The organism is Pseudomonas sp. KK18, from assembly GCF_037094675.1.
In the GTDB taxonomy this organism is placed as follows: Bacteria; Pseudomonadota; Gammaproteobacteria; order Pseudomonadales; family Pseudomonadaceae; genus Aquipseudomonas.
In genome coordinates this window covers 2610391-2622191 of record NZ_CP146605.1, presented here as the reverse complement: position 1 = coordinate 2622191, position 11801 = coordinate 2610391, and the positions used below count along the sequence as shown (strand labels likewise).

10 protein-coding genes are annotated in these 11801 nt (G+C 58.9%); 4 read left to right on the top strand and 6 right to left on the bottom strand.

Translation table 11 applies throughout. The annotated features are described in order from the left end of the window. Positions 1-11: 11 nt before the first annotated feature. Genes V6607_RS11995 through V6607_RS11985 form a run of 3 tightly spaced genes read right to left on the bottom strand, consistent with a single transcriptional unit; the run spans position 12 to position 3921 of the window. Positions 12-1265 (bottom strand): acyl-CoA dehydrogenase family protein, encoded by a 1254-nt coding sequence (locus V6607_RS11995; RefSeq protein WP_134326155.1) that lies wholly within the window; start codon positions 1263-1265, stop codon positions 12-14. A gap of 23 nt (positions 1266-1288) precedes the next feature. After that, positions 1289-2221, bottom strand: coding sequence for an ABC transporter permease (locus tag V6607_RS11990; protein WP_008431773.1), 933 nt, complete (start codon positions 2219-2221; stop codon positions 1289-1291). Next, on the bottom strand, positions 2218-3921 hold the full coding sequence (locus V6607_RS11985; protein ID WP_134326153.1) for an ABC transporter substrate-binding protein: 1704 nt from the start codon (positions 3919-3921) through the stop codon (positions 2218-2220). The genes V6607_RS11990 and V6607_RS11985 overlap by 4 nt, the downstream gene beginning before the upstream one ends. 433 nt (positions 3922-4354) lie before the next feature. Here V6607_RS11985 and V6607_RS11980 point away from each other — a divergent pair, with 433 nt between their 5' ends. The 3 genes from V6607_RS11980 (at position 4355) to V6607_RS11970 (ending at position 8200) form a co-directional block, all read left to right on the top strand. Further along, entirely contained in the window at positions 4355-6505 is a 2151-nt protein-coding gene (locus tag V6607_RS11980; RefSeq protein WP_134326152.1) for a TonB-dependent receptor, read from the top strand. A gap of 92 nt (positions 6506-6597) precedes the next feature. Next, positions 6598-7338 carry an SDR family NAD(P)-dependent oxidoreductase gene (locus V6607_RS11975; protein ID WP_134326151.1) on the top strand — a complete coding sequence of 247 codons (741 nt, stop codon included), beginning with the start codon at positions 6598-6600 and terminating at the stop codon, positions 7336-7338. A gap of 28 nt (positions 7339-7366) precedes the next feature. After that, on the top strand, positions 7367-8200 hold the full coding sequence (locus V6607_RS11970; RefSeq protein ID WP_134326150.1) for a CmcJ/NvfI family oxidoreductase: 834 nt from the start codon (positions 7367-7369) through the stop codon (positions 8198-8200). Between the two features lie 82 nt (positions 8201-8282). Here V6607_RS11970 and V6607_RS11965 read toward each other — a convergent pair. After that, positions 8283-9433 (bottom strand): IS3 family transposase gene (locus V6607_RS11965; RefSeq protein ID WP_134326149.1). Its coding sequence is split into 2 segments (ribosomal slippage): positions 8283-9199 and positions 9199-9433, totalling 1152 coding nucleotides; the frame shifts between segments, so codons are not numbered across the junction. Positions 9434-9444: 11 nt separating this feature from the next. Between V6607_RS11965 and V6607_RS11960 the strand changes: the two genes are divergently transcribed. Continuing rightward, entirely contained in the window at positions 9445-9645 is a 201-nt protein-coding gene (locus V6607_RS11960) for a hypothetical protein (protein WP_134326148.1), read from the top strand. 211 nt (positions 9646-9856) lie between these two features. Here the strand turns inward: V6607_RS11960 and V6607_RS11955 are convergent, their stop codons facing one another. Together V6607_RS11955 and V6607_RS11950 are read right to left on the bottom strand one after the other, a co-directional pair. Then, positions 9857-10834 carry a hypothetical protein gene (locus V6607_RS11955; protein ID WP_134326147.1) on the bottom strand — a complete coding sequence of 326 codons (978 nt, stop codon included), beginning with the start codon at positions 10832-10834 and terminating at the stop codon, positions 9857-9859. Beyond that, a complete protein-coding gene (locus V6607_RS11950; protein WP_134326146.1) occupies positions 10831-11508 on the bottom strand; it encodes a hypothetical protein in 678 nt (225 codons plus the stop codon). The genes V6607_RS11955 and V6607_RS11950 overlap by 4 nt, the downstream gene beginning before the upstream one ends. Positions 11509-11801: the final 293 nt, after the last annotated feature.

The window sequence follows — 11801 nt, the reverse complement described above, 5'->3', positions numbered from 1 at the left end:
GGGTTGATGGCTCATACCGCACTCGCTTCGTCGCGGGCGGCCTGCTGCTCGGCGTCGGCGGCTTGCAGGCTGCGCCAGGCGGCGTTCGGGGTGACGTCATTGAGGTAGTAGTTGCCCAGTGCCCGTTCGCGAAAGATCGCCGGGTTGTGGGAGGCCAGGGTTCGTGCGTTGCGCCAATGCCGGTCGAAGCGACGCGACTCGCTGGTGGCGGAGGCGCCGCCGACTTCGAACAGCAGCGTGGTGGCTTCCAGCACCTGTTCCAGCACGATCTGTTGCGCCTGAAAAGCGCGAATCTCGGCCTCGGTGTAATGCTGTTCGGTTGCGTGCCCGCCCTGCTCCGCTTCGTGCACGTCCTGCAGCACCTCCGCGACGGCCAGCACCTGGGTGCGTGCGGCATAGGCCAGGCTCGACAAGCGGCCAATCACCCGCTGCACCAGCGGGTCATCCTTGGGGCTCGATTGCCCCGGCACACCAAACGCGCGGGTGCGGCCCTTGACGAATTCGGTGGCGTCACGCAGCACGGCGTTGGCGATGCCGGCCAGGGTCGCCAGGTGGAACAGCTGGTAGAAAGCGCTCAGGTAGGACTCGGCGCGCAGTTCGTCTTTCTTGAAGCGCCGCACAATGTGCTGCTCCGGTACGTTCACCGCCTTGAAGCGGGTGGTGCCGCTGCCGGTGAGTCGCTGGCCAAAGCCGTCCCAGTCATCCTCGACGGTGACACCCGGCGCGTCGGTGCGTACCGCGAGGCTGACAAAATCTTCGCCATCCAGGGCCACGGCGGCGATCCAGTTGGCGTACAGCGTGCCGGTGCAGTAGTACTTCTCGCCGTCCAGCTGCCAGCCGGAGTCGACCGCGCTGAGGGTCACCGAGTTGCGGGTGGTGTCGGTGCGCTCGGCCATCGCGGCGCCCCACAACTCGCCGTCGACGACTTTGGCGAACCAGTAATCCTGGGAAGCGCTGTCGCGGCTGGAAAGCCGGCCTTCGACAAAACCAAAATGCGCGCGCACGATCTGCGGCAGGTTTGAATCGGCCTCTCCCAGTTCAATCAACAGGCGAAACAGCTGCGGCAGGCTTGCACCCAGGCCGCCCAAGGCCTGCGGCACACGCAGTGCGCCAAAGCCGGCCTCGCGCAGCCAAGCCACCGCGTCATGGGCCAGCTCGCGTTGCTGCTCGCGGGCGACGGCGGTGTCGGCTATCCGGGCAAATACGTCAGCGAAACGCTGGTGCAAGTCGGCATACCTCACTTCAGCGGGGATCGAAGCACTCATGGTTTTTCCTTCTTCAAAGGCACTCACGCTTGGTTGGCCCGAGGGTCAATCCAGCGGTTGATCAAATCGACGGCCAGGTTCACCAGCACATAGACGGTGGCGGCCAGCAAGGTCACGCCCAGCACCACCGGCACGTCTTTGTTGCTGGTGGCATCGAGCATCAAGCGCCCGATGCCCTGGCGTGCAAACAGCAACTCCACCACCACCGCGCCGCCCAGCAGGCTGGCGAACACGAACCCGGCCAGGGTCACCAACGGCACCAGCGCATGGCGCAAGGCATGACGCAGGCGCACAGCGGTTTCGGACAAGCCACGGGCACGGGCCATGGCAATAAAGGGTTGTTCGAGGGTGTCTTCCAGGGACTGGCGCAACAGCTGGGTCAGCACTGCCGCCACCGGCAACGCCAGCGCGATCGAGGGCAGGATCAATGAGCGCCAGCCAACGGAGCCGGAGGGCGGCAACCAGTGCCAATGAAACGAAAACACCAGCAACAACAGCATCCCGATCACAAACGAAGGTGCTGAAGACAGCACCAGCTCGCTGCCTGAAACGGCTGAACGCACCCAACGCGAACGGTTGGCGGTGAGGATCGCGCACACCAGGGCCAATACCACCGCCAGCAACGCCGCGCTCAGGGACAGTTGAATGGTTGCACCGATCTGCTCGGCAATCGCCTGCTGCACCGGGATGCGCAAGCGATAGGACTCGCCCAGGTCGCCATGGGCCAGGCGCACCAGGTAATTGCCGTATTGCACGATGAGGGGTTGGTCCAGGCCGTACTCGGCACGCACCCGGGCCAGCAGCTCCGGGGTGGGCATCGAATCCGGCCCGCCGAGGATTGCCAGCGCCGTGTCACCGCCGCTGAAATTGACCGCGAGGAACGTCAGCGTCGCCGCGCCCCACAGCACGCCAATGCCCGCCAGCAGGCGCCAGGCGATGGATTTGAACAGGCTCATGGTTGCCCCCGGTCCAGCCAGATGCTGGTGAAGAACGGTACGTTGTGGGAGGTATCGAAAATCACCCCCTGGACCTGCCGGCCATACGCGGTGAGCACCTGGCTTTCCACCGAAGGCACCGCCGGGACGGTTTCGGTCAGGCGCTTTTGCGCCTCGCCATAGAGCGCCTGCAATTGCACCGGGTCGCGGGATTGGCGGGCGGTGCTGAGCACGCGATCCAGTTCGGAATCACGGAAGCGCCCGACGTTCTGGCCGATGATCTTATCGGTGCTGATGGCCTGGCTGTGATAGAGCACGAACAGGCCATCGGGTGTGTTGGTGTGCCAGTAACCGCCCGCCAGCGCCTGGAATTTCCCGGCGTAGCGTTTCTCGGTCACGCGGGTCAGCGGCAGCATTTCGATGGGCATCTCGAAGCCGATTTTTTTCAGGTCGGCCTGGATGGCCACCGAAACGCTGGCGGGAAACGCCGGGTTGTCATAGGACAGCATCGTTGCATTCAGGCGCTGCCCGTCCTTGGTTCGATAGCCCTGGGCATCGCGCCCGGTCCAGCCGGCCTCGTCCAGCAGCGCATTGGCGGCTTTCACGTCGTAGGCCAGGGCGTCGTTGTTGGGTTGATAAAACCGGGTGTTGGCCGCCAGGAAATCCGCCTTGGCGATGTATTCGCCGAAACCGGAAATCCACGCCAACCCTTCGCGGTCAATGGCCTTGGCCACTGCGCGACGCACCCGTACATCGTCGAACGGTGGCTGTTCGACGTTGAAGGTCATGCTGCGGCTCGGGTTGCCTTTGCGGATCCGGCTGCGCATCACCAGGCTCGGGTTGGCACGGATGGCGGCGGCATTCTGGGCCGGTGCATCAAGCGCGAAATCCGACTGGCCGGACTCTAGCGCCGTGAAGCGGATCATGGCTTCGGGGACGTAGCTCAGTTCGATACGGTCCAGGTAGGCCTCGCCCGCGTGGCGCGTCACCGGTGGCGCCCAGTTATAGCCGGGGCGCTTGATGAACACCGCGCCCTGGTCACGGGTGTAGCTCTGCAACGTAAACGGCCCGCTGCCGATGGGGTGCTCGGCGATGGTCTTCGGCGCCTCGCGAATCTGCCTGGGGGAGATCATGCTCAGCCAGGACTGCGCCAGCACATCCAGGAACGGCGTATAGGGTTCGCGCAAATGGGCTTCGAAGGTGTAGTCGTCGATGACCTTGCCATCCAGGTACGGCGCGATATAGGCCGCGGCCAGTGGGGACTTGGTCGCCGGGTCGCGCATGTGTTCCAGGTTGGTTTGCAGCGCCTGAGCATTGAATTTCTCGCCGTCGCTGAAGGTCACGTCGTCGCGCAGGTGAAAGGTGTAGGTCTTGCCGTCGTCGGAGATGTCCCAGGAGCGGGCCAGCCACGGGCTGATATTGCCCTGCTCGTCCTGGTACACCAGGCAATCGAAGAGAATCCGGCCCATCCACTGGATGTTGCCGTTAGACAGTGCATGAACATCGAAACTGCCGGCGTCGGAGGCGGCTGAGACGCGCAAAGTTCCGCCACTGCGCCCCGGTGACGACTCATGAAAGTCCGTCGCCGAATAAGTCACTACACCGTTGGTGACCGTGCCATCAGCCGCAGACGTTTCATGTTTCGGTGCCGCAGCCGGTGAGCAGGCATTGACTGCCAGGCACAGTGAAATAACCGCCGAAAGTTTCAGGATGGTTGTCAATGACACTTCCTTAGAGGAACTCGATGAACACTGAAAGTTTGCAATTACGGGGTGTAATGCAGTGAGCATGCCAGTCTTCAAGAAACGCCATATTGACCACGAAACCAGCGCAAAACCCTTGTAAAACGAGGCGAACACTGCCAAACACTTATATGGTTATACCCGTTATACACCCCGGAATTGTTGGTAGCCTTACACACTGCTTATCAACTGTTGCGTTCGCGACAGCTGCAGCAATCCCAGCCATTAAAGTTGACTGTTGAGAATCAAACACCGATTCAAAACAAAGTATCCCGCAGAACACTTAACCTTAACTAAGCGCCCGTATTCCTTGGCCAATAGTCTTGGCATAGAAACTGCTCAGAGCGAAACAGGCATGACTATTCGAATAGAAAGCTGGGGCTCTTTTATCTATTCACAAGGAACACGCTTAATGGATCCAATCTTTCGGGGAGAGTTGCAAAAGTTGACACTTGCCGTGCGGCAAGCAACTTGGCTGGCGATGGTGGGGCTGGGCTCAGCCCTGGTTTTTTCCGCCAGTGTGCAGGCAGATGATGAGGTCACACCGACGACCGGAACACGGCTAAAGACGGTGACAGTAGAGGCACAAAAAATCACGCCCGTTGAGGCAGCCAAAAGTCAGCTGTCCGAAGTGCCAGGCGGCACCAGCGTGGTCGACAGCGAACAAGTGGCCAAGGGACGCACCGCCACCTTGCAGGACACCCTCGCCTATCAGCCGGGCGTGTTCGTGCAGTCCACCGGCGGCAACGACGCGGCCAAGATCTCCATTCGTGGCTCGGGCGCCAACACCTCGCCGGGGTATTTCCGTGAGGGCATCAAGTTCCTGTTCGACGGCCTGCCGATCACCGGCCCGGGCGGCACACCCTACGAATTCCTCAACGGCTCGGGGGTGAACTACACCGAAATCCTGCGGGGGGCCAACGCCTTCCAGTACGGCGCACTGAGTCTTGGCGGCGCCATCAACTTCGTCAACCAGACCGGCTACACCGCACCCGGCCTGCGGGTGCGGGCGGAAACCGGGAGCTACGGCTACAACAAGCAAAGCCTGAGCGTCGGCGGCGTCGAGGGTGCGTTCGATTACTACCTGAATGCCGACAACTACCGCAGCGACGGCTACCGCGACTACAGCCTGTCGAAAAGCCAGGGCGTAGTGGCCAACTTTGGCTACCGCTTCAGCCCGCAACTCGAAACCCGGGTGATGCTGCGTTACCGCGACGAGTTCCACAACGACCCGAGCGCCACCACCCTGGATGCGGTCAAGCACCATTCCGACCGTGCCAGTGCCACCGCCGAAAGCAGCGGCGCCGGCAGCCGTCGCCCCGGCAGCGTATGGCTGGGCAGCAAGACCACCTACACCTTTGAGGACGACGCCACCCTGTCGGTGGGTTTCGTCTACTACCAGTACGCCCACAACAACAGCCCGAACAGCCCGAGCAACCCCAGCTACTGGGACTGGCATGACCTGAGCGCGGTGATCAACTACGACCGCCGCGACACCCTGTTCGGCCACGAAAGCCGCTCCAGCCTGGCCTTCACCTCCACCGAGCACCTCAAGGGCCAGGTCGACTCCACCTTCGCCAACAAACAGACGCGCAAGTTCGTCGACTACAGCTCCTCGTTTGATCACGTGTTCTCCCTGGGCAACGACCTGGAACTGGTGGACGGCTTGTGGCTGACCAGCGGCGTCTCGGCGATCAACGTGCGCCGCCATGCCGACGTCAAGGAAGCCCTGGTGGCCAACACCACCACTTACCCGAGCGATGTGACCTACGACAACTGGAGCCTGGCACCGCGAGTGGGCGTGCGTTACGAGTTCAACCCACAACTGCAAGTGTTTGCCAACGTCAGCCGCTCCGTCGATCCACCGGCGTCCTGGGAATACTCCGGCTCCGGGCCGACCACGCCGTACGTACGGCCGCTGGTGGAACAGAAAGCCAATACCGTGGAAGTCGGGATCAAGGGTTCATCGGGCATCTTCGACGGCAGCCTGGCGCTCTACCGCTCGTGGGTGAAAAATGAATTGCTCAACGTGCAGATCATCCCGGCCACCTCCACGGCTGCTGCGGTCACCGGTGCATTCAACGCCACGCCGACGATCCACCAAGGGATCGAGGCCGGCTTGAATACACGCCTGTGGGAAAACACCTCGGGTGAAAAAATCACCCTGCGCCAGGTGTATACCTATAACGACTTCTACTACCGCCACGACCCGACCTTCGGCGACAACCAACTGCCGGGGATTCCGAAGCATATCTATCAGGGCGAAGTGCAGTATCAGCACCCGGCGGGCTTCTATACCGGGGTGAATGTGCAATCGGCTTCGCGTACGGCGGTGGACTATGCGAACAGCTTCTATGCGCCCTCCTACACAATCTTCGGGGCGAACGTGGGGTATGAAACGCCGAGCAAGGACTGGAAGGTGTCGCTGGATTTGAAGAACCTGACCAATCAGAAATACGTGACGGCGGTGCAGCCGTTGTATGACGCGAAGGGGCAGGATACGGCGTCGTTGTATCCAGGGGATGGGATTGGGGCTTATGTGGCGGTGGAAATGCGCTATTGAGTCAGCGCATAACCTTAGCTGTCGATGTTCTTATTCCTCACGCCCGGCGATGGGTAAATTGTTAGCCACGTATCTCATTGAGGAAGTGGCTAATGTCTGAGTCTCGATCCGAGCCTGTGGTGTGGGTTGCTGGTGTGGGTGCCGTGGCCGGCCTGGGAGCGGCGCTGGCGCGACGCTTCGCGCGGGAGGGTTTGCAGGTGGCTGTCAGCGGCAGGAGCCCGGACAAGTTGCAGGCCGTGGTCGAGGGCATCCGTGCGCTCGGCGGGGAAGCGGTGGCTATCGTGGCGGACTCGGGAAACGAGTCCGAGGTGATCGCCGCCAGCCAGCAGATCAGCCAGTTGGGCCCCCTCAAGGCCGCGATCTTCAATGTCGGCAACTCCGTCGCAGCGCCGACCCTGGAGTTGAGCGCGCAGCTGTTCGAGCAGACCTGGCGGGCATCGACCCTGGGTGGTTTCCTGTTTGCCCGCGAGGCCACCCGCTTGCTGCTCGCCAGTGGTGGCGGCAGCCTGTTGTTCACCGGGGCTACCGCTTCATTGCGAGGCAAGCCACCGTTCGCCGCCTTTGCTGCCGCGAAGGCGGGCTTGCGCTCACTGAGCCAGTCATTTGCCCGCGAGTTCGGGCCACAAAACGTGCACGTCGCCCATGTGGTCATCGATGGCGCCATCGACGGTGAGCGCGTGCAAAGCCGGGCCCCCGATTACCTGGCGCGACTGGGGGAAGACGGTGCACTGAAACTCGAAGACATCGCCGACGCCTATTGGTACCTGCACACCCAACCGCGCAGCGCCTGGACCCAGGAACTGGACCTGCGGCCCTTCAAGGAACCCTTCTGAAAACCGCCTCACGGCTGGAGGATTGTTCATGGGAACTCATCAGACTCATCTCGCCCCGCCATCGGTCATCGGCGAACTCAACTACCTGCTGGACACCGGCGAGCGACCGGTGAACTACACCTTCCCGCAGCCAGACGGCACACCCAAGCGCAACGGCGTGCTGGACCCCACCCAAGTGAGTATTCACAACGCCCGGTTGCTCGACGAACCGGCTTATCTGGATCGCAACGGTTTCGAAAGAATCGACCACACCAGCTCGGTGCCTGACCTGGAAAACGATGATCAGGTCCGTGAACACTACTATCCGGAAACCGAAGCCTTGCTCAAGCAACAGACCGGTGCGGTGAAAGTGGTGATCTTCGACCACACCATCCGGGTAGACGAGCACGGACGCGAGGACCGCGGGCTGCGTGAGCCGGTGCGGTACGTGCATAACGACCAGACCGAGCGCTCGGCGATTCGCAGGGTACGTGATCATTTGCCTGCGGATGAGGCTGAACAGCGGCTGCTGGAACGGTTTGCGATTATTAACGTCTGGCGGCCGATTGGTGCGCCGGTCCTGAGTACCCCACTCGCCCTGTGCGATGCGCAAAGCATGGCCGAGAGCGACTTGCTGCCCAGCGACCTGGTGTATCGGGACAAGGTTGGCGAGACTTTTTCGGTCAAGGCCAATCCCGCACATCGCTGGTATTACTACCCGCTGTTGCGGCCGGATGAGGTGCTGCTGTTGAAGATCCATGACTCGCGTAGCGATGTTGCGAGGCGCAGCGCGCATACGGCGTTTGATGACCCGACTACGCCGGTGGATGCACCGCTAAGGAGGAGTATCGAGGTGCGGGCGTTGGTGTTTTTTGGGGAGTGAGTCTTGGGTTTCTTTTAAGGCATGAAAAAGCCCAGCCTTTTCAGGTTGGGCTTGCTCAGGATGCTGAATCGCCCCGGGTTTTCTAGACACTCTCCAAGCTCGCTGTGTAACGCTTTTCAAACTCTACCGGTGACAGTTGATTGTTGAAACCATGACGTCGTTTTGGGTTGTAAAACATCTCGATGTAATCGAATACATCCCCACGAGCATCTTGCCGCGTGGTGTAGATTTTTCTCTTGATTCGTTCCCGTTTCAGCAGCTGGAAAAAACTCTCAGCTACGGCGTTGTCGTGGCAGTTACCTCGACGGCTCATGCTGGCGACCAGGTTGTTGGCCTTTAAAAAGCTGCGCCAATCAGAGCTGCTGTACTGGCTGCCCTGATCAGAGTGAATCATTACTTCCTGCTTCGGCTTACGCCTCCACACCGCCATTAGCAGTGCATCGATGGCCAAGTCGCTCGTCATTTGTGACTTCATTGACCAGCCAACGACTTGGCGTGAAAACAGATCGAGCACCACGGCCAAATACAGCCAGCCTTCATATGTTCGGATGTAGGTGATGTCGGTGACCCAGACTTTGTTGGGCTCTCTGACATCGAACTGGCGCTTCAATAAATTTGGTGAGGCAACCGCTGGTTTGCCGCCAGATTTTCCTGGGCGTCGCCGATACCCAGTTTGAGAACGCAAACCCTCAAGGCGCATTAACCTAGCCACCCGATGGCGGCCACAGCTCTCGCCGACCTCGCGCAGGTCATCATGGATCTTGCGATAACCATAAACACCACCGCTTTCCAGCCAGGAATGCTTGATCAAACCGAGCAGTCGTTGATCATCCTTGGTTCGCGCAGATTTTGGTTCGGATAGCCATGCGTAGTAGCCGCTGGGATGAACCTTCAGCGTCAGACAAAGACGTCGAATGGAGTAGTCACCCGCAAGCTGCTTAATAAAGGCGTACTTCAGCCGCACTCCTTGGCAAAGTACGCGGCGGCCTTTTTTAAGATGTCTCGCTCCTCCGTCACCCGCTTTAGCTCAGCACGTAGACGGCGAAGCTCGGCACTCTGATCGTCCTCCTGAACGCGCTGCTCTTGGGGCTTGGTGTAGCGCTTAATCCAGGCGTAGAGGCTGTGCACGGACACACCCAATCGGGCAGCCACCTCCGAGACAGGAAGCTGCTTTTCGGTCACTTGGTTGACCGCCTGGATTTTGAACTCTTCGGGATAACGCTGGTTGCTCATGGCACCTCCTAATGGGCCTCATTTTAAGGCATGGAGGTGTCTACGAAACCCGGGGCGATTCACATCTTACTTTCACCATCGTACTGGCAAGCGTTTGCGCAGTCGTGCTGACGGTGATCCTGATGCTGCGATTTCCACCGACCTTGATCGCTGTAGGCATTGCCTGCCTGCTCTTTCTCTGGGTGCTCAAGCGCCTCCCCAGAATCGGATAAAACAACATAAGGCAGACAGGAGGCTGAAGTGCCTCCTGTCTGCCTAAATGCTATTTTCCATTTTTTTTGGTCTGGACTGCCATTGTGGCAGTGAACCTGGGCCAGTTATTGGAACTGGTACTTTTCTGAACTGCCTATGCGGCAATTCTCAAGCAACTCGCTGATTGCGAGCATCGACTTTGTAATCGTAGTTCTCTCGGTTCTGGTTAGGTCAGGCAGTAGCTCTAACGGGCAAAATCAGAATTTGGCTTGAGTCGTTGGCTGCAAACTGGGCGAGCGTTCCAGGTTGACTGCGCTCCAGCGCTAATAGGTTGGACTCGTAGGACAGCGCCGGAAGGACAGCTTTGCCCTGACAGAAGAAATCCAGGATCTTGGGAAAATGGTCAGCGGGCATCCGTGTCGCCATGTGCTTGTCTTTCAACAGGCATTCAACACGAGTCGCGTTGAGGGAGGGCAATTCGGTTAGCAAGTCTTGTAAGGATTCCTCGGCGTATTTGGGCGCACCGACCTTCATCTGAACATGAGAACGCAGCAGTCCGATATGGACAAGACGCTCCTGAAAAAGGGCGATAGTAGGAAGGTGCTCGATGCTGCTGACGGCTATGCCCGCATGCTTCTGAAGGATCAGTCGGCTGAACTCATACTCCTTCGTGATAGCTGGCAGAAGCGATTTCAGTTGGTGCGTGTCTCCTTCTTCACTGAACTGCTTTGCAGACAAAACGTGCGACCGAAACTGGGCTTCATCCGAAAGTAGGGCACGATCTCGCGCCTCGCTAACGATTTCCAGAATCTGGTTGATATTGATGGACTGAGCTTGAACCTGTGCGCTCAGCTTGTTGAGTTTGCTGCACACGATCGCAAAGCCTGCTACGGAGACCGCGAGGTTCAGACCCGACAGCGCAAGGTTGGCTACCTGCAATCCTTGCAGCATATTCATGCTTTGCTGTAGGCCGCCCATCGCCGTCTGTGCAGACTCGAAGCCTTGACTGAGCATTCCTTGAAGGTTTTCGATACTTTGTTGAGCCGCTTGCTGATCACCTGGAAATTTCAGATGACCTACAATTCGGCCACCTTCAGGACTACCAGTAGCGTGACGAATAACCCCGCCCCATATCTTGTATACACCGCTGCGGATGCCCTCAAGTATTTCCGGCGAGTCGGTCAAAACACGCCATACATCCGTGCTCATAGGCATGCCTCCAGGCTCCTGCGATAGTAATGATATTCAGCATCGACCTGACGTCGGCGCATACTTGCAATCTGGATCACTGCTGGGACAGTTATACGAAGCTGGCTGGTGAGGCCTGTAATTTCATTAGCCAAATAGGTAGGCAGAAATACAATCTTAAAGATTGGCGCGAAACCGCCACCGAGGAAATGCTCCTTCAGAAAACGTTCCAATGCGCTTTGATCCGAGTAAACAAGTCCTCGTACGATGAATGCCAGCAAGTTCGATCTATCTTCGTTTGTGAAATTTTTGCCTGGGCTTTTTGCAAATGTCTGAATGATGTGCTCGACTACTTTTTCTTCAACAGCGTAAACATCGTCATTTTTGCGAATTTTTGCGCCGAGGTGTATCCCCACATCTTTTGCCACTTCTCGGTATTCAGCGCCATTGCTCCGAAACATGTTAACGAGCGTGTGGCCACCATAACAGCAAATCTCCTGAGCTAGCAGACCGCCTATAGATTGGAGCTTGCCCAGCTTTTTGTTTTTGAGGATTGCGTCTTTGGATTTGGTACTCAACGCGAGACGTCCATCACCTTTGTCTGTGATGATGTCTGCAAGAATGTCCAGCTCTGACGATGCCGCCCGTGCAAACACGTCCGCTAACGGCCTATTGCGCATGACAACCGATTCCATCACATCTCCCTGGTAACTACTGTTCGGTTTGAGCTTGGCTTGGCTTGGCTAGGCTAGGCTAGGCTGCACAAGCTTGTGACGAAATCCTCTCACAGCCGAGTAATGTAGGCCACCGGCCAACTGCCACTCATACAAAGCGATGTCGGTTGAAGCGAATGCAACTATCGACGCGCAAGCTCTGCACGGCTAGATGCAGAGTCCGTAGAGGGTATGGGGCAGGGAGAAGCCCTTCGGTAATGGGTAGGGCCCCTGGATAATCGCCCGGCGCGATCTCTTGCCCAAAAGCTCAACCA

Excerpts from the sequence above, each read along its gene's own strand:
- V6607_RS11995 (WP_134326155.1), bottom strand. The coding sequence starts at position 1,265 with ATGAGTGCTTCGATCCCCGCTGAAGTGAGGTATGCCGACTTGCACCAG.
- V6607_RS11990 (WP_008431773.1), bottom strand. The coding sequence starts at position 2,221 with ATGAGCCTGTTCAAATCCATCGCCTGGCGCCTGCTGGCGGGCATTGGC.
- V6607_RS11980 (WP_134326152.1), top strand. The coding sequence starts at position 4,355 with ATGGATCCAATCTTTCGGGGAGAGTTGCAAAAGTTGACACTTGCCGTG.
- V6607_RS11975 (WP_134326151.1), top strand. The coding sequence starts at position 6,598 with ATGTCTGAGTCTCGATCCGAGCCTGTGGTGTGGGTTGCTGGTGTGGGT.
- V6607_RS11970 (WP_134326150.1), top strand. The coding sequence starts at position 7,367 with ATGGGAACTCATCAGACTCATCTCGCCCCGCCATCGGTCATCGGCGAA.
- V6607_RS11960 (WP_134326148.1), top strand. The coding sequence starts at position 9,445 with ATGGGCCTCATTTTAAGGCATGGAGGTGTCTACGAAACCCGGGGCGAT.
- V6607_RS11955 (WP_134326147.1), bottom strand. The coding sequence starts at position 10,834 with ATGAGCACGGATGTATGGCGTGTTTTGACCGACTCGCCGGAAATACTT.
- V6607_RS11950 (WP_134326146.1), bottom strand. The coding sequence starts at position 11,508 with ATGGAATCGGTTGTCATGCGCAATAGGCCGTTAGCGGACGTGTTTGCA.